18 protein-coding genes and 1 tRNA gene are annotated in these 21658 nt (G+C 57.6%); 8 read left to right on the forward strand and 11 right to left on the reverse strand.

Going from position 1 to position 21658, the window contains the following annotated elements; translation table 11 throughout:
* The first annotated feature begins 4 nt into the window (after window positions 1-4).
* A tRNA-Ser gene (locus LG327_RS14755) sits at window positions 5-95 on the forward strand.
* A gap of 375 nt (window positions 96-470) precedes the next feature.
* Complete coding sequence (locus LG327_RS14760) at window positions 471-965, forward strand: hypothetical protein (protein WP_404363019.1); 495 nt, start codon at window positions 471-473, stop codon at window positions 963-965.
* A gap of 34 nt (window positions 966-999) precedes the next feature.
* Here LG327_RS14760 and LG327_RS14765 read toward each other — a convergent pair whose 3' ends face one another.
* The 5 genes from LG327_RS14765 to LG327_RS14785 form a co-directional block, all read right to left on the reverse strand.
* Entirely contained in the window at window positions 1000-1140 is a 141-nt protein-coding gene (locus LG327_RS14765; protein ID WP_404363021.1) for a hypothetical protein, read from the reverse strand.
* A 150-nt stretch (window positions 1141-1290) separates the two neighbouring features.
* On the reverse strand, window positions 1291-1923 hold the full coding sequence (locus LG327_RS14770; protein WP_404363022.1) for a DNA-3-methyladenine glycosylase: 633 nt from the start codon (window positions 1921-1923) through the stop codon (window positions 1291-1293).
* Between the two features lie 50 nt (window positions 1924-1973).
* Entirely contained in the window at window positions 1974-2588 is a 615-nt protein-coding gene (locus LG327_RS14775; protein WP_404363024.1) for a flavin reductase family protein, read from the reverse strand.
* Window positions 2589-2602: 14 nt separating this feature from the next.
* Window positions 2603-3433, reverse strand: a complete 831-nt coding sequence (locus tag LG327_RS14780) for a CheR family methyltransferase (RefSeq protein ID WP_404363025.1) — start codon at window positions 3431-3433, stop codon at window positions 2603-2605.
* Between the two features lie 49 nt (window positions 3434-3482).
* On the reverse strand, window positions 3483-4415 hold the full coding sequence (locus tag LG327_RS14785; protein ID WP_404363026.1) for a chemotaxis protein CheV: 933 nt from the start codon (window positions 4413-4415) through the stop codon (window positions 3483-3485).
* Window positions 4416-4629: 214 nt separating this feature from the next.
* Between LG327_RS14785 and flgA the strand changes: the two genes are divergently transcribed.
* The 3 genes from flgA (at window position 4630) to LG327_RS14800 (ending at window position 6340) form a co-directional block, all read left to right on the forward strand.
* The gene (gene flgA, locus LG327_RS14790; protein WP_404363028.1) at window positions 4630-5334 is read left to right on the forward strand and encodes a flagellar basal body P-ring formation chaperone FlgA; all 705 of its coding nucleotides are present in this window, start codon (window positions 4630-4632) and stop codon (window positions 5332-5334) included.
* Window positions 5335-5547: 213 nt separating this feature from the next.
* Window positions 5548-5862 (forward strand): flagellar biosynthesis anti-sigma factor FlgM, encoded by a 315-nt coding sequence (gene flgM, locus LG327_RS14795; RefSeq protein ID WP_404363031.1) that lies wholly within the window; start codon window positions 5548-5550, stop codon window positions 5860-5862.
* Window positions 5863-5869: 7 nt separating this feature from the next.
* On the forward strand, window positions 5870-6340 hold the full coding sequence (locus tag LG327_RS14800; RefSeq protein WP_404363032.1) for a flagella synthesis protein FlgN: 471 nt from the start codon (window positions 5870-5872) through the stop codon (window positions 6338-6340).
* Between the two features lie 81 nt (window positions 6341-6421).
* On the opposite strand, the gene LG327_RS14805 is transcribed toward LG327_RS14800, so the two are convergent.
* Window positions 6422-7171, reverse strand: coding sequence for a pilus assembly protein PilB (locus tag LG327_RS14805; RefSeq protein WP_404363034.1), 750 nt, complete (start codon window positions 7169-7171; stop codon window positions 6422-6424).
* 360 nt (window positions 7172-7531) lie between these two features.
* Here LG327_RS14805 and LG327_RS14810 point away from each other — a divergent pair, with 360 nt between their 5' ends.
* Genes LG327_RS14810 through LG327_RS14820 form a run of 3 tightly spaced genes read left to right on the forward strand, consistent with a single transcriptional unit; the run spans window position 7532 to window position 10753 of the window.
* The gene (locus LG327_RS14810; RefSeq protein WP_404369452.1) at window positions 7532-8140 is read left to right on the forward strand and encodes a peptidylprolyl isomerase; all 609 of its coding nucleotides are present in this window, start codon (window positions 7532-7534) and stop codon (window positions 8138-8140) included.
* Between the two features lie 5 nt (window positions 8141-8145).
* On the forward strand, window positions 8146-10059 hold the full coding sequence (gene mnmC, locus LG327_RS14815) for a bifunctional tRNA (5-methylaminomethyl-2-thiouridine)(34)-methyltransferase MnmD/FAD-dependent 5-carboxymethylaminomethyl-2-thiouridine(34) oxidoreductase MnmC (protein ID WP_404363036.1): 1914 nt from the start codon (window positions 8146-8148) through the stop codon (window positions 10057-10059).
* 55 nt (window positions 10060-10114) lie between these two features.
* A complete protein-coding gene (locus tag LG327_RS14820) occupies window positions 10115-10753 on the forward strand; it encodes a CBS domain-containing protein (RefSeq protein WP_404363038.1) in 639 nt (212 codons plus the stop codon).
* An 80-nt stretch (window positions 10754-10833) separates the two neighbouring features.
* On the opposite strand, the gene LG327_RS14825 is transcribed toward LG327_RS14820, so the two are convergent.
* The 5 genes from LG327_RS14825 to LG327_RS14845 all read right to left on the reverse strand — a co-directional run bounded on the left by LG327_RS14825 (window position 10834) and on the right by LG327_RS14845 (window position 21439).
* Window positions 10834-13740 (reverse strand): hypothetical protein, encoded by a 2907-nt coding sequence (locus tag LG327_RS14825; RefSeq protein WP_404363039.1) that lies wholly within the window; start codon window positions 13738-13740, stop codon window positions 10834-10836.
* A 177-nt stretch (window positions 13741-13917) separates the two neighbouring features.
* Window positions 13918-15942, reverse strand: coding sequence for an NAD-dependent DNA ligase LigA (ligA, locus tag LG327_RS14830; protein ID WP_404363041.1), 2025 nt, complete (start codon window positions 15940-15942; stop codon window positions 13918-13920).
* 83 nt (window positions 15943-16025) lie between these two features.
* Window positions 16026-17060 carry a cell division protein ZipA gene (gene zipA, locus LG327_RS14835; protein ID WP_404363042.1) on the reverse strand — a complete coding sequence of 345 codons (1035 nt, stop codon included), beginning with the start codon at window positions 17058-17060 and terminating at the stop codon, window positions 16026-16028.
* Window positions 17061-17203: 143 nt separating this feature from the next.
* Complete coding sequence (smc, locus tag LG327_RS14840; RefSeq protein ID WP_404363044.1) at window positions 17204-20695, reverse strand: chromosome segregation protein SMC; 3492 nt, start codon at window positions 20693-20695, stop codon at window positions 17204-17206.
* 63 nt (window positions 20696-20758) lie between these two features.
* Window positions 20759-21439: a GntR family transcriptional regulator gene (locus LG327_RS14845; RefSeq protein WP_404363046.1), complete on the reverse strand. Its 681-nt coding sequence runs from the start codon at window positions 21437-21439 to the stop codon at window positions 20759-20761.
* Between the last annotated feature and the right edge of the window lie 219 nt (window positions 21440-21658).

Raw genomic sequence — 21658 nt, forward strand, 5'->3', positions numbered from 1 at the left:
TATTGGAGAGGTGGCCGAGTGGCTGAAGGCGCACGCCTGGAAAGTGTGTAAACGTTAATAGCGTTTCGAGGGTTCGAATCCCTCCCTCTCCGCCAATACAAAACCCCAGCAGACATGCTGGGGTTTTTTATTGGCCGATTGGGTGGGTAGAAGAAGCCTCGCGGGTTCGACCGGAGGCTGCAAGGCAGCCGGAGGAACGTCAGAGCAAAGCGACGACGGCCCCGAAGGGGTGAGGGCCAACAGGCCCGAATAATCCCTCCCTCTCCGCCAGGGTTTAACCTGGGGAAACCTGCGTTTTTCCAGCCCCCGCCCCCTCAGAGCGTGACGACGCGTCAATTTCCTGCTGTTCCGGTCCGTGTTTTCTGTGCGGCAGCCCACTTTAAGCCGGTGCAGTGCGCACAGATGCCCCGCAGCGCTTTTGTTACAATCCCTGAATAGCTGAAACGCCCGTGCTTTTTAAGGAGTAGATAATGTCCGCGACGATCCCCACCCGTCTTCTGAAGAAAATCCAGGTTCTGGCAGAAGTGCCGCGCTCGGTTTTTTCTGATGCCCCGCGGATCGAAAACGGTTCAGACCCTGCGAAGCGGCATGCTTTCCTCAAGCTGCTGCGCAAGGGACCAAAGCAGGCTACTGAGACAGCCGGTGGCAAGAAGGCTGTCAAAGAGCATGTTTTTAATGCTGCAGCCTGGCTCAAGCTGGCTCAGGCCGCGTCACGGCCAATCGCTCTTGCCATCCGCTATCGTGATGAGAGCGGCGAGTTTGCAGTGGTTATTGAGGAAGCGACAGCATCTGAAACTGGCGAACTCATGCTTTCAGGTGAGGCCCGCTTTAACACTACAGGCCTGGTTGAATCCATGCAGATATGCTGTGTCGGCGCGGATGCCAACAACATCTTGAAAGTCGAGGAAGTGTTCGTGCAGCCGGCCGTCACCGAGAACGAAAACGCCACCCGACGGAGCGCCTGATCCAGCTCCCCTCATTGCGGGGGTAATAATCTGCTCACTTTCCACCGGACTGCTTGACCAACTGCGAGATCGGCATTGTCCCCCACTTCAGGCCGGTAAGCCGCTCCAGTGATTCCAGGGCATTTTCCGGCCTTCGGTCTGAGATGCTGATCACGCTGTTCCTGACAGAGTTCATAGATTACTCCTGCATGTCTGAATTCATTCTTCCCTTATTATCTAGCGATTCCCGTGCCAAAATCATATTCCCAGTACATTCAGGGACATAGAAGAATTCAGGCTTGGCAACTTATCCATATTGCGCCCATTTTTGACACATTCTGTCACATCAGGAGACAGGTGGTTTTTCACGATTTTTACGGCTGGGAAAGGGAACGAGAAATCTCAGGGGTGCATCGCGATCAACAGGTGCAGCGTAATCTATTCCCACGCGCGGCCCCAGAACTACCTCACTGTCTGCAACCGGCTCACCGGCCTCAAGCCAGAGTTTCCGGCCCAGACAGAGATCGTGCCGGTCCAGCTCACGGCGGTTGATAGCCATGGCCCGGGCAAGCTTGCCCGGGCCATTGGCAAGCTCAGGCCAGACCTTGCCATTGCGCCGCGCCGCCATACCGGCTTCGCCTTCTACAGGGCAGAGTGCGCGGATCAGAACGGCACCTGCCTGACCCTCGGTTTCGGCCACAACGTTCAGCATGTCGTACATGCCGTAGATCAGGTAAACATAGGCATGGCCGGGCGGACCAAACATGGGTTCGGTGCGGGGTGTCATTCCACGGGACGCATGGCTGGCGGAGTCGTCGGCGCCTCCGTAGGCTTCGGTTTCCATGATCCGGCCAACCAGGCGTTCGCCTTCAATATCGCGGACCAGCAGGGTTCCAAGGAGATTGCGGGCCACCACTGCCGTCGGTCGGGCGAAGAACTCTCTCGGCAGAAGCCGCGGATTTTCCCGCATGTTGCTCATCGTGTCTCCGGGGGATTTCCAGGGGTTATCGCATTCACGGACAGCGTCGCCTATTCCGGCCGTGGTATGACCAGCGTCTCCCCAAAAGACGCATATTCGCTGCCGCCAAGTCGGCCTATCGGGTCCACTCGGCTGGCGTCCACCCTGAAACGCCCCTTGTCATCAATGCCAGTTGCCTCGTCGGCGATGTAAATCCGTTTGATCTCACCAAAAATGAGACTCTGGGGCTGGTCGCCAATTTCCTTGATCTCGTACAGCTCACAGGCGAAAGCAATTCGGCAGTCAGCAAGCCGTGGCAGGGAAAAGCCTTCGAAATCCACCAGTTCCAGGTCCACGTTGGCAAGCTCTGAGTCGCCGTGGGGTAAGACCCTTGAGGTCTCGGTCATGGCGGCTGCCAGTTCACGATGGGCGATATGGATGGTGAAATGTCCGCGGGCTTCAATATTGGTCCGTGTGTCCTTGAATTCACCGGTGGGCTTCCTGCCCGCAGAGACCATTATCAAAGGCGGGGAGCTGCCAATGGCGGTAAAAAAAGAAAAAGGGGCCAGATTGTAGTCCCCTTCCGGGTTTTCGGAGAGTATCCAGGCCACGGGCCGGGGTATCACCGTCTGGGTCATGGCGTGGTAGATTTCGGCGGCCGTGAGCTCCTCGAGATCGATGATCATGATCAGTATTGACCTTATTTTTTCCGGTAAATGATTCCGGGCCGACATTGCACCATTTCATAGAGGTGTGGCAGCCCGTTAAGGGACTCGGAGGCCCCGAGAATAAGGTAGCCGCCCGGATTCAGGGTGGCGTGGATCCGGGTGAGTATGTCTTTCTTGAGTTCGGCGGAGAAATAGATCAGCACATTGCGACAGAATACGAGATCAACCTTGCCGAGGGTATAGCGTTCGAGCAGGTTAAGCTCCCTGAATTCCACGAGGGCTTTGATCTGCGGCCGTATCTGCCATCCGCCAGTGGGAGACTCTGTAAAGAAGCTTTTCTGCCTTTCCGGTGAGAGACCTCGTCCAATCGCCAGCATTTCATATTCGCCCCGCCGAGCCACCTCCAGAACGCTCCGGGAAATGTCCGTCGCCAGGATTCTGACGTCATTGCGAAGCTTGCCGGGCTTTTGACGGCGAAACTCGTCCACCGCCATTGCGATCGAGTAGGGTTCCTGGCCTGTAGAGCAGGCGGCAGACCAGATCCTCAGGGGCTGGGCACCTGCCTTTTCCGACAGCTCGGGAAGCAACTGGTCTGTAAGAATTCGAAACGGATGACTGTCACGGAACCAGAGTGTCTCGTTGGTAGTCATGGCATCGACAACCAGTTCCCGCAGGGGGCTGCGGGAACTTCGGCGAAGGTGCTCGATCAGGTCGCCAAGGCTGTGCATGCTGTTGTCTTCCAGAATGCGACGAAGCCGGCTCTTGACCAGATACTGTTTGTTCTCGCCTAGCAGAATGCCACACGCATCCTGCAGAAAAGATTTAAAAGCTTCGTATTCCTGCGGTGTGATGTCTGATTTCATTGAATCTCTGTGATAATGGACCCGATTTAGTATGGGGCCGGGCTGGTTATCAGCCCTGGTCAAGAATTTCCATCACCCGTTCGGCAAGCTCGTCCGGGCTGAATTTGGCCATAAAATCGTCAGCACCCACCTTCTGTACCATCGCCTTGTTGAAAACCCCGCTCAGTGAGGTATGCAGCATGACATACAAATCTGAAATTCCGGGATCCCCCTTGCAACGTGTCACCAGCGTGTAGCCATCCATCTCGGGCATTTCCACATCCGAAATCATCATTGAAATATGATCGGTGGCCTGGGAACCGTCGCCGGTCAGCTCCTTGAGATATTCAAATGCCTGCTTGCCGTCATTTTTCATGACTACCGGCAGGCCGATGGCCGTCAGGCAGCGCTCAATCTGTCGGCGGGCAACGGAAGAGTCATCGACCACCAGTACCGGCAGCGTTGCGCCCCTATCCTGCTCGGAGCTTTTGCTCAGAACCTTTTCGGTGACATCCTCCATGAGCGGGGCTACTTCGGAGAGGATCTTTTCCACATCGATGATTTCCACGAGCTTGTCGTCAAGCCGCGTCACCGCAGTAAGGTAGACCTCACGGCCCGCGCCTCCGGGTGGCGGAACAATGTCTTCCCAGTTCATGTTGACGATGCGATCCACCCCGCTGACCAGAAAGCCCTGGGTTTTGCGATTGTACTCGGAAATAATCACAAAACTGCTGGCCAGCTCCTCATCAGGAATGGCAGGCATGCGGATCGACATACCCAGATCAATAATGGGAATCGTCTCTCCTCTTATATGAGCAACCCCCCGCACGACCGGACGACTGTTGGGCAGGGAAAACAGTCGTGGGCACTGCAGAACCTCTTTCACCTTGAATACGTTGATGCCATAAACCTGCCTGCCGCGGAGACGGAATAGCAAAAGCTCCAGCCGGTTTTGACCCACTAGCTGGGTCCGCTGATTCACACTGTCCAGTACGCCTGCCATTGTGAGCCACTCCTGAAAGTCAATTTAAACCGGCACCCGGCATGGTTGTTGCTTTATCAGTTTCTGCAAGTCAAGCGATCGGACGTGACCCGATGCTCTGGTCGCAACCGACGCACCAGTATAACGGCGAAAGGCCGGTATTGTTTAGCTCTACCCCGGTAACAGTTTGCAACCGCGGTGGCCACTGTTGAAAGCACAGGACACACTGAAGCAAATGCGCATCCTCCTTTTCATCGGCTTCATGCTTGCCACAAGCGGCGCCGGAGCCGCTCAGCATCAGCATACAGCTCCTGCCCAGATCAGGGCTGCTGCTGCTGCTTTCCTCGAGGCCTTTGCTGCAGAGCAGCATCAGGAAGGCTTGAGGGTTACATTTGAACTGGGTGGCATCGACTCCCGCCTGCGCCTCGCCCCCTGCGATGCAGGTCCCCAGGTCGAATTCAACGGCGACCCCTGGCGCTCTACCCGCCCCCGGCTGATGGTAGCCTGCGATGGAGAAAGGCCCTGGAAGCTGTTTCTTGGAACGGACCTGACTATTGAGGGAAAAGCTCTGGTCGCAGCCCGCCCCCTTAACAGGGGAACGCGTATTACCTCTGGAATGATTTCGTCGGTAGACGTAGTCATCAATTCGGTCCGTCGCGGGGCAGTAACCGAAATGAAACATCTGATCGGCATGGAAGTCCGAAGGCCCCTCAACGCAGGAACCGTTTTCACTCCGGATCTGGTGGCCGCGCCGGATGCGGTGGCCCGGGGGGATCATGTTATCATTACGGCAAGATCCGGAAGCTTCTCGGTGCGATCAAGGGGCAAGGCGCTGGCCAGCGGGGCTGTTGGCGATCAGGTGATGATCGAGAATCTGGCCTCCTCGCGGAAGATCAGGGGGCTGATAACCGGCCCGGGGCAAATTGAAATTCCGATGTAGCAGCCTCCGCAGATGCGGAATCGTGACGGTCCATGCCGACAGGGGAAACAGCTTGCCGGCAGAGCGGCAAACCGGTGCCGCACTCAGAACAACAGACTGCTGTTTTTTTTCAAAAAAGCCTAAAGGTCTCTACGACCTGGCCGTTAAGCAAGTAACTTCTAAAATTAGTGCCGGCAAGATTTGCAGCGGCACACAGCCAGAGCAGGTAATGCCATGACAGTTGACTTCAATGGAATTGGGCGAGGCCAGGTCAACACCCAGAAAACCCCGACCGAAAAGCCTCAGACCACCAGAACCGAACAGCAGCCAGCGGAGCAGACCCCCGCACCTGCCCGGGGAGAAAATGTAAGGCTGAGCTCCCAGGCGGAAAGTCTGAAGCAGGTTGAGCAGCAGCTGGCCGACTTGCCCGAAGTGGACGATGCCCGCATTGAGCAGATTAAGGCCGCCCTTGCGGATGGTTCCTATAAAATTGATGCCGAAAAACTGGCCCAGAAAATGCTAGATATGGATAACAGCATTTTCGGATGATCAGATTATGGCTCCAATCGATGAACTGAAGCAGTTGCTTGATGAAGACATTCAGAATCTGCGCGACCTGACGTCAACACTGCATGCGGAGAAAGAGGCTCTGAGGGCCTCGGACATCAAGGCAATCGAACCTCTGACCCAGGCCAAGAACAGCCTTCTGGAACAGGTTCGTGAGCGGGCAAAGCGCAAGATACATCTACTGGTTGCAATGGGGTATCGGCCTCAGACCGGCGAGCCCTCGCAGTTTATTCGCAGCGCCGGTATCGGGGAACTGACCGCTCTCTGGCAGTCCGCCGAGGAAGAGTTAAAAGCCTGCAAGGAACTCAATGGCCGCAACGGACGGATCGTCGGTCACCTACAGCAGCGTCTGGGCCGCCTCACGGATATATTCCGGGGCTCCGCAGGGCACGCCAAGCTTTACGGCGCAAGTGGCCAGCAAACCTCCCTGGGCCACAAAAACATTCTTGGCAGTGCCTGAAGGGCACTGCTAATGGCGCAATAAAAACCGGAGCTCTCCGAGAGACCTCCGGTTTTTATTGCGGCCGTCAGCGGTACGGAATCAGCGGGCGTAAACAGTCATGCTTGAACCTGCCTCGAAGCGGATGTCACTGAGAGTCACATTACCCATGGATGGCGTATGGCCTCCGCTGACACGGATATTATCCATCCGGATCTGTTCGATCCGCTCCGGCAGCGCAAGTCTGAGCCTGCCATTGTCCAGAAGCTGGAATCTGGGCCGATCTGCCGAATAGTGCACGCCTGATACCGTCACGTCCGAATCAAGGAAGCTCAGCAGAGGCACAAAGGTGTTGGCAACCAGATTGAGCCCCTCCAGCGAGTCCGTGCTCACAGCCCTGCCTGTCCTGCGATCCTCTTCAGCCGTCTTTGCCGTGCCTCCGACGCTGGCAAGCGTGGCCAGAAACTGCTCACCACCCTGCCCCGCAGCGCCCGACAGTTCCTCGTCGCTCAGGGGTGTAAAACTGCCGTTGCGCTGATAGATTTCGCCGGCATCGTCAACCCTCTCGGCACTGGAAGTAGTCGTCGAGGCAAAGGACACCATGGGCTGAAATGGCAGAGAAACCATGGCCGCAAAAGCCACAGCGTGGCGATAACGGGTCTGCTGCCGCAGCACGCGTTTGAGTTCACGTTCTGACAGCCAACCTGCCTGAATGAGGGCTTCCCCAAGTCGCTGGCCGGTCTCCCTCTGAAGGCGAAGCCCCTGCTCAAGCTCATCTTCAGAAAGATAGCCCCGGTTGACGAGAAGACGTCCAAGGCGTGATTTTTCCTTATAACCCTGTGCTACATTCACGGCATATCCCTTTTTGGCAGCCAGACATTGGCGGGCGTCGGGGCCGGCGGGTACCTCAACACCGGTTGCGACACGTGCTTTTCGGCAACTGGCCATTATCATGCCGAGCTTTCTTCAGAAGTGTACAGAAACGATTCACAGGATTAAGTAACATCAGGTTGCAGGCGGCTACAGCAAACCCTGCACCTGGAATGCCTGTAATTATGTATTACCAGGCGACAGATAATTGTAATCCTCAAGCAAAACACAGGATTTGCTCCAGGGGTGAACGAGATTTTCGTCAAATCTGCTAAACTGGCGCGAAGTGTCTGCCAGGAATCTAACCATAAGGATTTACCAGTGACGAGCAGAAGATTGACAATCAACGTAAAACCATCCCGCAGTGTGACCAGCCTGCTGCTTTTCGCATTTTTTTCCCTCGTCCTTGCTACCAATAGCCACAGTCAGAGCACTTCCGGTGAAACCGCAGCCGACATGCCCAGGGTCGTGATAGAAACCTCGGAAGGTAACATTCAGGTTCAGCTTCGCCCTGACATAGCACCCGAAACCGTCCGCAATTTTCTCACCTACGCAGAAAATGATTTCTACCAGGGCACCGTTTTCCACCGGGTCATCCCCGGGTTCATGATTCAGGGAGGCGGTTATGACAAAGACATGGAAAAGAAAAGCACCCGTCCTCCAGTAAAAAACGAGGCCAGACCCACGGTAAAGAACCTTCGTGGAACCCTGGCCATGGCGCGGACCAGCAACCCCGACTCTGCCACATCGCAGTTTTTTATTAATCTGGTGGATAATGATTATCTGAATGCGGGGCAAAACGGGGCGGGCTACACGGTTTTTGGCCGGGTTACCGCCGGTATGGGAGTGGTAGACGCCATCGCCGCCACGCCGACCAGTCGCAGCAAGGGAATGGCCGACGTCCCACAGACACCGGTTGTTATCAGGGACATTCGTCGTCTGGAAGACTGAACTTCATGGGCATGCAACAGATTCCGAATCATCAGACACCTCGCCCTGCCATTGCGTCCGCCGAGATAGCCTGGCATCAGGGACAACCCATCTCCCCTCGCTCTGGGGATGTTTATTTCACCGGCGATAATGGTCTGGAAGAAGCCCGCTACGTTTTCCTTGAACAGAACGGACTCCGCCAGCGTTTCGAGGCAATGACCACCGGCAATTCATTCGTAATTGCCGAAGCAGGGTTTGGCACAGGCCTGAATTTCCTTGCCGCCTGGCTGGCATGGCTGGACGCCGGGCCCGAGAACGGATCGGTATTGCACTTTGTTGCCGTGGAGTGCCGCCCTCTTTCTCACGACGACCTCGCCCAAGCCTGTGCCCTCTGGCCGGGCCTTGAACCCCTGTCCCGCCAGTTATTAAGCCAGTACCCTTCTCTGACTTCAGGCCTCCACCGTCTTTCCTTTTCAGGCGGCCAGGTCAGACTCAGCCTCTACTTTGGTGACGCCCAGGATGCCCTGCGAGAAGTGCCGTTTATCGCAGACGCATGGTTTCTCGATGAATCCGGCCCTGGCCCGAATCCCGGAGTCAGAATGAAAGACCTGGCCTGCGCCATTGCAGAACACAGCCGGCCCGGGACAACCCTCTCAACCCTGGCTGTGGCACCTGCGGTTCGCGAGGCACTCAAGGATGTCGGCTTTGCAACAGAAAAGGTTTCCGGTCATGCCCAGAAACGGGAAATACTGAATGCGACCTGGCAACCGGGTTCTGTCGAAACCTGCGTTCCGTCTGACAGCGACCCTGGCAGGCTGGTAATTGTGGGCGCAGGAGTCGCTGGCGCATTGCTTGCCAGAAACCTCGCCGAGCGGGGCGTAAAGGTCACAGTGCTTGACGCTGGAGCCAGACCCGCCTCCGGAGCCTCGGGAAACCTCCAGGGTGCGCTTTATGTCAAGCTGGGTGTCGACTTTAACCACCAGAGCAGGCTGGCTCTGTCGTCGCTTCTTCACAGCCAGCGTTTTTACCGCCATGCCTGCCCAGACCTTTTCCACCCTACCGGACTTCTTCAACTGGCCTGGAGCGACGAAGAAGCAGACCGCCAGCGCCGGTTTGCGGATCGAAACAGCTACCCGGCTGACGTCGTCCGAGCGGTCGACAGAGAAGAGGCAGCGGAACTCAGTGGCTTCGAAGTATCCAGTGGCGGGCTATGGTATCCGAACAGTGGCTGGCTTGAGCCGTCAGAGGTCTGCTCCAGCCTTCTGGATCACCCGGGGATCCGGCTTATTTCCGGATTTCAGGTCACTCGACTGATGCCCTGCAACGGACGCTGGCATGTGTCCGGTGAGGGGGAGCCGGAAGTAGTCTGCGACCGGGTCATTCTCTGTGCGGGACATGCGACCTCCCGCCTGCTGCCCGTGTTTGGAGCATTCCGTTTCAAGACGATTCGGGGACAGGTTACGTCCATACCAGAAGACAGCCTGGCCGGCCCGAAAGCGGTCATCTGCGGCTCCCGTTACCTTAATCCTCCACATCAGGGCCGCTGTCTGACCGGAGCAACGTTCGACCTTCGGGACCCCTCTCCAGATGTTTCCCTTGCCAGCCATCTTGAAAATCTCGACGAGCTTGAGACCAATCTGCCTGGGGTCTGGAAAGGGTCCGCGCCTGCGGCGGAAAGCCTTTCCGGCCGGGTTGCTTTTCGCTGCACCACTCACGATTACCAGCCCGTCGTTGGTCCCCTCACGGATCAGTCCGGACGGGAAATAGGCGGGCTGGACCTGTTTACAGGACTGGGCAGCAAAGGGCTGGCCTATGCGCCATTGCTGGCGGAATATCTGGCCGATGTAATCACCGGCCAACCCCAGTCACTGCCGGTTTCGCTGAGCCAGAGACTGGCGCCGGACAGGTGTCGCGTGCAGGAAAAGCGAAAAAGCGCTTGAGCTTTTGGCGACCGGGCCGATAACCATCCAAGGAACAGTCTGGAATGCGTGATTCATGTCCATATTCGTGAGCGAGCCGGGGCGACCCATTGAAACCCGACTCCCGGAAAACATCCGGGGCAGACGGGTTGACGCGGTCGAAGATATCCCGGAAATCCAGAAGCCTCGACCCGGCTACAATGAAAATACGGATCCGGCTTTTCTGCATGCCCGACAGGTCACGGCCAGGCGGGCGCTTGAGGAATATGGCGATGCATCTGCGCCGGAATCAGAGCCAGAAGCGAACAGAACCTATCTCCCGGTTTCACGCATCTGTTCGGCAGGTGTCTATTCGATGTCGGCCAGCGGCACTCTGGATGAAGCCCTGATGGAAATGGATAGTCACGGCGTCCATCACCTCGTGATGCTGGCGGAAAACTCTGTTGCCGGACTGATAGAACTGAAATGGTTGCTGGGCTGGATCCGTGAGAACAAAGCCAATCCAGCAAGCCAGACGTTCACTCATATTGAGCTGCCCGCATTTCTGACAGCAACGCCTGAGACAGATGCCCATCAGCTCGCCCGCCTCATGCTGGCGCACCAGCTTGACGCTGCGCTGGTCATGGAGAGAGACGGCTCGCCCTTTGGCCTGGTGACCAGTACGGACTACCTTCGCCTTTACGCCGACATCAGCCGACATCAGAGCCGGGTATAAAGCACCGGGACAGGCTCCGGCAACGAAAATGGCCCCCCCTGTATTTGCCGGGCGAGGCCATTTTTTCGGTGCAACTGCGATCAGGGCTGGGCTGGTGGATTGAGATGGCGGCCTTCGCCACTGAACAGTACGAGCTGCCAGCTCTCGCTCTGGCGAACCAGGGAAATGATTTTGTCATCACGGTACTGCAGAAGCTTTAGCACGCTTGAAGGACCAAGATCTGGCTGGACCCGCCATTTCTCTGCAAGGCCCGGGGCGAAGATTTTGCCCGATGCCGGATCATCGTCGTTCTCCACAACGGTGACATCGCTGTCTTCTCCAGAGTCCTCTTCATCCGGTTCCGGCAGGGCTTCCCGCTGTTTTTCCCTGACCCGGGCAAGGATCGCCGTCTCGCCTGTGAGCGGAGCCTCCCGACTGGCATCGAACAAACCGTCAGAGCGACCACCGGCGATCACGTCCGAATCAAAAAGCACAATGCTCTGAAAGCGATCCGTAGCTGCATCGTCCCTGTCATTCAGGGTCAGCGCACCCTGGGGGACGCCCACCGCCGAGTATTTCAGAATGGAAGCAGCAGGACTATTCAGCATGCGGCTGGACAGTGTGGACTCCAACCGGCCATTGCTGGTTTCACGGACATTACGGGTGTATTCATTCGGTCCCACAGCCAGCCAGAGCTGGGCGCCAGTTCTTCGGGAGGCAAAGACATCGTCATCTTTGTCGGTGCCCTGCTGTCTGATCGCAATCTCATCGTCGGCGTTGGTCACACTGTAAAAGAAGAAGTCGGTGCCACCCAGCTGGGGCTCCCCTCCAACGCTGCCCGCGCTACTCCCCGTGACCTGTGCCGTCGCATTCTGGATATCAAGTGAATGAACCTGGTCATCCAGGCCTGACCCTACCTGCCGGGACCAGGCGAGGGCCGGAACTTCGACGTTCCCGTCCAGTTCTGTGTCTATTCGCTGGACATAGGTATCAATCCCTCCCACCAGGGTATTTTCCGGCCAGGCACCACCGGTCTCACCCGCGACAAACACACGGCCCAGGCTGTCGAGCCTGACGGCTTTAGGCACAGCATCTCCCACAACGCCCGCAGATTCGCCTTCCATATCGCCCGGCCCCTTCTGCCGCGTCCAGACCGGCACATATTGATCCAGCGCCGTATCGTAGCGCAGAAGAACAAGAACGCTTTCAATGGGCTCTCCGGCAGCCGGCCGGGTACCATAGGCAACGGCAATCTCCTCGCGCAATATTGTGGTATTGCCAACTTCAACCGAGCGGTCATTGTAATGGAGGACAGGGGGAGCATCTGTCAGGCCGGCGACATCAGCCACCTTCAGGGTCTGCAGAAGGTTGCCTTTGCGGTCATGAATGACCAGCACGACAGCCCCGGCATCTGTTTTATCAATTCCTGCAATCGCTATCTGGCCATTCAGGGCCATGGTGGCATCCGTGGGCACAAACCCGTTGTCATCCCCAACTTTCAGGGGAGAAACAAGCTCATTGATGGTAAGGCGGAGACCCTCGTCCTGACCGGCTGCGTAGAACTCCCGCCCACTCTGAAAGAGCCCGTCAGCGTTGAGTACGAACAGTTTGTCGTCATCCAGAGGAAGCTGGCTGCCATTAAGGGCCCTTACTCTGAATTTCACCTTGTTCTCGCCGGGCGCGAAAGCCAGCTCTTCAACCGGCAGCCACGTATTTTCCTTGTCGGGGTCTCCGAAAGTCAGTATTTCGTAGTCCTCACCTGGCTTCGCCGTGGAGTTGGCTTCCTGACCCAATCGCACCCAGTATTCGGCATCCGCATTCTGGCGGCCTATGAGCTTCGCCACATACGCCCGGGTTTTCTCCGCATTCAGAACATCCCGGTCATTCCCTTTGAGAGTTTCGAAAGCCACCTGGCTCTCGTTGTCCCTGATCTGCAGAGGCAGTCTGACACGTTTGTCCGAATCTCCCAGTGCCGCCAGCCCCTGGCGCACTTCCGTCAGGGTGATTGCAAAGGCTTCGGTGGCCTCTGGCACGTCATCAGACACAACCTCAAGCCGGATATAACAGTCAGTGATCCCGGGCTCAAGGGTCACGACACCTTTGGTGAACTGGCCGGACTCATCAGCGATATAATCAAGATAGTCGGGAACGGGCAGCCTGTCGGCACTTGCGCTGCCAAGGCCCACAATATCCTCGCCAACGATTGCCCGGCTCCGATTCGAATTACTGTGGGTGCAACGCTGGTGAGGGGGCGTGAAAAACGGGCTCCCCAGGCCACCCTCCCGGTCACACTGGGTCTCGTCGAACTGGGAACTCAGTTCAAAGGCTATCTTGATGCTGGTCACCGAGGGCTGATCGAGCTGGACCTTCACCAGCACGGGTACGGTGTCTTTTGTTCTGAATTCAGTTCCAGTCATCGAACCATCGTCAGCATAGACCTGGGTTTCAAACTGGTGTCGGCCCTTTGTGGGCTCTTCGCTCTCTGCGCCCTCTTCCGGTTCTCCAAGGTCGGGCAGTTCGCAGAAGGTTCCGCCCAGTTGACGCTGTTCCTGCGGTAACTCATCTTCGGTGATTTCGTCAGCTTCCATGCTGACCACATTCTGGCGCACTTCTATGTCAAACGGCGCCAGTCCTGAATTTTTTCCGTCGGTGGTCAGAAGTGTCACATTCTTTGTTGTCCCGAGGTCCGCTTTGCCCCGATTGCCACCGGTCAGACCCGGCACTCCCCTCATGATGATGCCCTGCCGGGCCTTGTTGGCTGTATCTTCCAGCGCAAGCCAGGAAGGCGCATTGGAAAGGGAATAGTCGAGGATGGTTTCGCCACCATAGGTGCCGAAATTGTAAAAATATTCCACCCCCAGAAAGGCCTGAGGCGCTGGCCGTCCGATAATGGTGGGGTCATCCGGGTCATTCTCTGTCTTACAGCCACTGACAACAGCCATGGCGATGAGGGTGACCAGGACAACCAACCAGCGGGAGCCGACGTTGGGAGAAGATTCGGTGCGCATGTAAAGATCCATTTCAAAGAACACTATTGTTATGGATACGGCGCTTTTACACACCGTTACAGAAGGCTCCCATACTAATCAATTTGCCCACCATGCTATCTGCGCGAGTTCTCAGATTCAGGTGGCAGCCGTCAGGCACCCACCGGACAGGGTCCCGGCACCGCGCCGATCGCGGGGTTAATACTGGTCGTGATCCTTCAGAAAGTCCGTGAACTCCGACTCATCCATGACCCTGACGTCCAGCGAGCGGGCTTTGTCCAGCTTGGACCCTGGTTCCTCTCCCGCCACCACGCAACTGGTTCTGGATGAAACACTGCCCGAGACCTTCGCGCCCAGTGACTCCAGGCGTTCCTTCGCTTCGTCGCGGGTGAAATCGGAGAGTGCGCCTGTCAGGACCCATGTTTCCCCCTCAAGGGGCCTGTCACCACCACTGGTTTTCTCTGTCTTCCAGCCGACCCCCGCTTCGCGAAGCCCGTCGATAATTTCCCGGTTGTGGTCCTGGTCGAAGAAGGTGGCAATGTGGCCTGCGACCACCGGCCCCACATCAGACACTGACTGAAGCTCCTCTTCCGAAGCCTCCATCAGTTTTTCCAGAGTGCCGAAATGACGGGCGAGGGCCTTGGCCGTTGCTTCCCCGACTTCACGAATACCCAGAGCGTATATGAAACGCCAGAGTGGCGGCTGTTTCGAATTCTCGATGGCCCTGACCAGATTGCTGGCGGACTTCTTCCCCATGCGCTCCAGCTGGCACAGCTCGTCTTCAGTGAGATGGTAAATATCGGCGACGGTTTTCACCATGTCCTTTTCCACCAGCACGTCGATCCATTTTTCTCCAAGCCCTTCGATGTCCAGCGCTTTTCGGGATGCGTAATGGCGGATAGACTCCTTGCGCTGAGCGGCGCAGTAGAGCCCTCCGGTACAGCGGGCGACGGCCTCGTCCTCGGGCTGGATCACATCCGACCCACAGACCGGACAGCTATCAGGAAGCTCGATTTTCTTTGCGGATTCCGGACGCTTGTCCTTCACCACTTTGAGTACCTGGGGAATCACATCTCCGGCACGGCGAACGAATACCGTGTCGCCGATACGGGCATCCAGTCTTTCGATTTCATCCATGTTATGGAGGGTGGCGTTGCTTACAGTGACACCACCGACGAAAACGGGCTTCAGACGGGCGACCGGCGTCAGGGCCCCCGTGCGCCCCACCTGGAACTCTACATCCTCAATTACGGTCATTTCTTCCTGGGCTGGAAATTTGTAGGCGATGGCCCACCTCGGCGCCCGCGAAACCGAGCCGAGTTCACGCTGATACGCCAGCCGGTTAACCTTGAATACAATGCCGTCAATCTCATAGGGGAGCTCATCGCGCTTGTCCAGCAGGTCGTTATAGGCCTTGAGGCACTTGTCTACGCTCCTGAGCTTTCGCATTTCCGGATTGGTGCGAAACCCCCACTCTCCTGCCAGTTTGAGACAGTCCCAGTGCTTATCAGGCAGCTCGGACTCGTCAGGAACGGCAACGCTGTAACCACAGAATTCAAGGGGCCGACGGGCTGTCACCTTCGGGTTTTTCTGGCGCAGGCTGCCAGCGGCCGCGTTGCGCGGATTGACGAAAGTTTTCTCACCGCGGTCTGCCAGGTCCCGGTTAAGCTTCTCAAATCCCTTTCGGACCATGTAAACCTCTCCCCGGACCTCAATCACGTCGGGATAGTCTTTACCCCGTAGCCGCAGGGGGATGGAGGAAATGGTCCGGATATTGGCGGTGATGTCCTCCCCTGTGGTCCCATCGCCGCGGGTAGCGCCCCGGGTCAACACCCCGTCTTCGTAATGCAGGCTTACCGCCAGACCGTCAAGCTTGGGCTCAGAGACGTACTCTATGTCGTCTTCGGTATCCAGCCGCCGCCTGAGCTTTCGATCGAACTCACGGAGCTCATCATCACTGAATACATTGTCCAGCGAGAGCATGGGCCAACGATGCTCCACTTCCTCGAAACTGGTTTTGCCGGTCGCCCCTACCCGCTGGGTGGGCGAATCCTCTGTGATCAGGTCCGGGTGTTCGGACTCGAGTTTCTGAAGTTCACGGAAGAGACGGTCATACTCGGCATCGGGCACCCTGGGATCATCGAGTACGTAATAATGGTAGTCGTAATCGTTGATCTGATCGCGAAGCTCCTGGACCCTCTCAACTACCGATTTCTTTCCCATTGCCCCACACCCTCACCCGTGAATGAAAAGTGCCCGGTCAGGCCGGGCACGACAACAATCCTGTGCAATCACAGCGGGGCCGGTCAGCCCCGCTTTGAGCGCTTCTTGCGTTCAAATTCCCGAACTCTCTGCCGACAGTGCTCCACGGTCTGAGGAGTCATCACGCTGCGCCGCTCATCTTTAAGCTCCCCGCCCAGATTCCGAACCACGCACTGCGCCGTTTCCAGCATGAAATCGAACGCCTGAAGGGAATTGGACGGGCCGGGCATGCTCATGAAAAAGCTGATCCCCGGGGTGCTGAGGGATGCCATGTCCTGCTGCCGGAAAGTTCCGGGCTCCACGGCATTGGCGACGCTGAACTGGACCGGGCTGGTGGTATCCGTTTCCTCGTGACGGTGATAGATATCCATATCACCGTGCATCAGGCCACAGGCCTCAAACAGTTTTTTAAGCGCCGGACCAGAAAACTCCGCGCCTTCTCCTGCGAGCACATTGATGACTATGACTTCCTGGGCATCTGGCCGGTTCGCGCCAGCCAGGGGCTGATCAGCGGCGCGTGCAGCGGTTTCCCGTCGGGCTGTATTCTCCTCGACCTCAGAGGTTACCCGGGGAGGCGCCTTTGCTTTCGGCGTGGATTCGGCTTTTTTGGGGGGGGTCTTCTCCGGAGCCTGTCCGGCCATCGACCGTGGGCCGCCGACTATCCCATCGTCAAGGTCGGGCTCGTCCTCAAGGGCGCTCCAGCCAGCGGAGGCTGCGGGCTTCTCTGTTTCCCCGGGAGTTGCGGCAGGAGATTCCGGTGGACTGGTTTCCACGGGAGGGCGGCTGCCGATTACCGGCCTGGTAGGCTTGGGATCGGGGTTGGCAAAGCGGCTTTTCCCCGCCTTTTTGAGCTGGCCACGCTCCTGCAGGGTCGTCTCGTTCACCGGACGGGCCCCACCGTTAGGCAGTTCGGAATTGAAATCATCCTCCAGAGGGGAGTCTTCCAGATCATCCGCTCCCATCCCTGATGAGATCGCCATGGCGTCCTTGCGGGCACGACGCATGCGACGAGCTCCATCGATTACGATGGCAAGAATAACCAGGATACCTATGGCAATTAACCATTCCCTAAGAGACATACTGTTGCAGTCCTGTGTGCGAATCCCGTGTCGTCGTTACTCTATTCAAAGCCTGGTCCGAATACAACGAGCGGCGGCACCGGATGGCCTTATTGTCATCTTCCGAAAGCTGAGCTGCGCCGCTCAGCACACCAGCACCCACCCTAGATGGCTGCCAGAGCCGCCGCTTCCTCCACATCCACCGACACCAGCCGGGAGCAACCCGGTTCATGCATAGTTACCCCCATCAACTGGCCGGCCATTTCCATCGCAATCTTGTTGTGGGTGATGTAGATAAACTGAACCTGGCTGGACATTTCCTTGACCAGCTTAGCGTAGCGCCCGACATTGGCATCATCCAGTGGTGCGTCAACTTCGTCCAGCATACAGAAGGGGGCCGGATTGAGCTGGAAAATGGAAAACACCAGTGCGATAGCTGTGAGTGCCTTTTCGCCGCCGGATAACAGATGAATGGTGCTGTTTTTCTTGCCGGGCGGCCTGGCCATGATGGACACGCCTGTTTCCAGCAGGTCTTCGCCAGTGAGCGCAAGATAGGCGTTGCCACCGCCAAATACCTTTGGAAACAGAGCCTGCAGGCCCGAATTCACCTTGTCGAAGGTTTCCCTGAAGCGCTGGCGGGTCTCCCGGTCAATCTTCCGGATGGCGCTGTCGAGTATCTCCAGAGCTTCAATGAGATCCTCATGCTGGCTGTCGAGGTAGGTCTTGCGCTCACTCTGGACCTGATATTCCTCAATTGCCGCAAGATTGATGGCTCCCAGCCGCTGGATCCGGCTGGCAATCTTTTCAAGCTCATCAGCCCAGGCGGTTTCAGTGGCTTCTTCCGGTAACTGCTCAAGAACCGGTCGTAGCTGGACGTCCAGTTCTTCGAGCTGTTCCAGCTGGTTCCCTGCGCGGATTTCCAGGGCCTGGGATTCCATTTTAGCCTTTTCCAGTGACGCCCTGATGTCCTGAACAACATGCTCGGCGCGGCTACGTCCCTGCTCATTTTCCCGCACCTGGCGGTCAATTTCTTCCAGAGCATCCCTCGCAGCTGCCAGTTTCTGCTCTTCCGCTGATCGCCGGTCAAGAAGTCCTTCCAGCTGCATCTGAAGGTCCTCCAGCGGTTCCTCAGCGTTTTCTCTGCCTTCCTGGAGAATTTCCACGCGCTCGTCAAGCCGTTCCCGCTGCAACTGCATCCGATCCAGGGTCTGGCTGAGGCCGTCACGCTGGCTGCTCAACGTCTGTACCTGCAGCTGGAGCTGATGCGCATGATCCCGGTCATGACGGGCCTGCTGGCGCAGCTGATCGAGGCTTTCCCTGAGAACATCCCGGCGGGCCAGCAGATTTTCTTTTTCCATGTCGCTGTCTTCGCTCGCTTCCAGCGCTTCGCGCCACTCAAGCCGTGCCTCGGCCAGCAGCTCCTGCTGTTGTGAAATCTGCTCTGTCACCTCAGCACTGTCATCCCGGATACGCTGCAGGCGGTCATCGATCTGCTCTGCCCTGGCCCGAAGGCCACTGATTCTCGACGAAATCCCGCCCAGCTCCCGCTCAGCGTCACTGAATAGCCTCTGGAGTTCGTCCCGTTCGGCTTCTGCGCGCCCCGTGCGTTCACGAAGCTCGCTGAGCTCGCCGGTACTGGCATCAAGTGCTGTGGTCGCCGCTTCGAGGTCCAGTTGCAGCCGATCAACCCTTTGCTGACGCTCAATCACCCCGACCTGACCGGAATCGGACAACGGCATCCGTAGCCAGTGCCTGCCAATCCAGACACCGTCCCGGGTCACAATGCTGGCACCTGCTTCAAGCTGATCGCGCCTGGCTAACGCCTCGGCCAGGGTTTCCTCCGTTTCTATGGCTGCCAGCAGCTCACTGAATCCTCCTGCTCCGGACACTCGCGCCAGAAGACCCCGGCCATGTCCCTCAGGAGCGGCATGCTCGACCAGTGCTGCGCCCTTTGGAGCCTCGCCGAGGGCTGGACCCAGATCATCCAGGCCAGTCACACAGACGCTCTGGGACAGGTTACCCATCACCTGTTCGACGGCAAAGGCCCAGCCCGGTTCGATCGTCAGCTGACGGGCCAGCCTCGGTGCATCCGCGAGCTGATACCGGGCGAGCCAGTCCTGAAGAGCATCGTCCTGACCGCCCAGCTGCTCGTCCAGCAGTGACTGCTGGGACTCAAGCGCTGCAGTGAGGGACTGCGCTTCCTGCTGCCGGCGGGTGACGGCTTCTTCCATCTCTTTCTGGCGAGCCCGGGCATCCTGGAGCAGCTCCTGCACGGATTCGATTTTCATGGCGGCCTCTTCACGCCGCAGGGCACATTCTTCTTCCTGCTCCGCAAGATCATCCAGCTCCTGCCGGTCGAGCTGGTCTTCAAGCAGGGCCTGCTCGTCGCGCAGGCGCTGTTGCCGGCTGATCAGCTTTTCGATATTTTCTTCCGTGGTCCGGATTTGCGACTGGGCAAGCTCGGCCTGACGACGGGCATCCGAAGAGCGCCCACTGAAAGCTTCCCAGCTATGCTGCCAGGCGCTCATGGCCTCTTCCGCTGACAGCAGCTGCTCACTGGAAACATCTGCACGCTCAGCCAGGACTGCCTGCTCCGGTTCCACCAGCGCCAGCTCTTCCTGGATGGACAAAAGCCTGGATTCGTCCTGTTCCAGCTCCCGGTCCAGCTCCCGCTTGTTGGCAAGCGCCTGATCCAGCTCCGTCGCCAGCTGCCTGCTTCTTTCCCGCTGATGTTCAAGACTTTGCTCAATGCGGGCAATATCGGCCCCCGCCTCGTAGTATCTCGCCTGCGCCCGGTTGAAGTGCTCCGTGCGCTCCTGATGGCCTTCCCTCAGGGATTCAAGAGTGGTTTCGAGGTTGACCCTTTCGGTCAACAGGCGCTCAAGTTCCAGTTCTGTATCGCGGATCCGAACCCGTGCCTGCTGCAGATCCGCATCCAGCGCCTGCCAGCGCAGCACAGTAAGCTCCGCCTTTTTCTGGCGCTCCTCCTGCTTGTAGGCCTTGTACTTTTCCGCCGACTGGGCCTGCCGCTCCAGGTGCTGCAGCTGGCGTTCCAGCTCCTCCCTCAGATCTGTCAGACGCTCAAGGTTCTCCTGAGTCCGGCGCATGCGGTTTTCGGTCTCCCGACGGCGCTCCTTGTAGCGGGAGATTCCGGCAGCTTCCTCAATGTAGATGCGCAATTCTTCCGGTTTGGCCTCGATCAGCCTTGAGATCATCCCCTGCTCGATAATCGCATAACTGCGAGGGCCAAGCCCCGTACCCATGAAAAGGTCGGTTATGTCACGCCGCCGGCATTTCGTGCCATTCAGAAAGTAGTCGGATTGTCCCTCCCGAATTACCCGGCGTTTTACCGAAATCTCATTGAAGCTCGCGAACTCCCCCGGTGCCTTGCCCTCCGTGTTGTCGAACACCAGCTCGATGGATGCCTGGCCCACGGGTTTCCGGGCGCTGGAGCCGTTGAATATGACGTCCGACATCGATTCCCCGCGGAGGTACTTGGCCGAACTTTCGCCCATGACCCAGCGGACGGCGTCGATGATGTTGGATTTGCCACAGCCATTGGGACCGACAACCGCGGTCATGGCGGAAGGAAACGGAACGGTCGTTGGGTCTACAAAAGACTTGAAGCCCGCGAGTTTGATGGATTTCAGCCGCATGAGTGGTGTATCTGTCCGTTAAACAGTCTGCTAATGGAAATTCAATGCCCGGGCGCTGTCAGCTCAGGCATCCCTGGTTTCCAGAATACTTAAAACCTGCCGGCGCTGGTGCTCCCCGAACTCCCTGATTGCCAGCTCCAGGGCTACTGGATCACCCGCTGAGGCAGCATTCCCGAGTTCGGTGAAGAAGCGTCTCGTTTGTGCAATCTCACCCCGGAAGTTTTCAAGGGCAACATAGTAGGTCCGGCTGATCGCAGGCTTGAAATTCTCCAGAGTTTCTTCCAGAAAAGGATTGTCCACCATCCGGTAAGCGTGCCGCATCACGTCAAAACCAGCCTCGATAATCGCCTGCGTGGAGTCGGCATCGTCGGAGCCGGCCTGTTCAATCAGCTGCTCAATGCCGGTCATGCTGGCCACGACGCCGGTAAGCTCAGGCCCCGACCACTGTTCAAGAACCTTCCTGCCAAGCATGCACAGCAATTCTATGTAGATGTCATAAAGGCTGTTCACCAGAGCCGGGGTGAGTTGCGACACCACGGCGCCACGGCGGGGAAATATCTCGATCAGGTGCCTCCGCTCCAGGATGAGCAGAGCCTCCCTGACGGAGCCCCGGCTGACGTCGAGATCACCTGCGACTTTCAGCTCCTGGATTCGCTCGCCCGGCCGCAGCTGACCGCTGATTATGCGCTGCCCCAGATGCTGGGCAATCTGTTCCGAGAGACTCTCAGGTGCCTGAAATCGCATAGATTCCTTCGTTTCAAGTTGCCGGGGGGGGTTGCGATGGGTCAGAAGTGTATCACAGGCTGAGAGCCGCTCTCACAACCTCCCGGGTAAAATCACCAGGCAGAGCTGGGCTCCTGCGGCAGGGGCTTGCCGCCCCGATCGACGTTTTTTTGACAGAACCCCGAGCGGGCCACGACGTGACATCAAGAAGATACTGCAAGCATATGTTTTTAAAGACTT

This window comes from Marinobacter sp. (genome assembly GCF_044799475.1).
In the GTDB taxonomy this organism is placed as follows: Bacteria; Pseudomonadota; Gammaproteobacteria; order Pseudomonadales; family Oleiphilaceae; genus Marinobacter.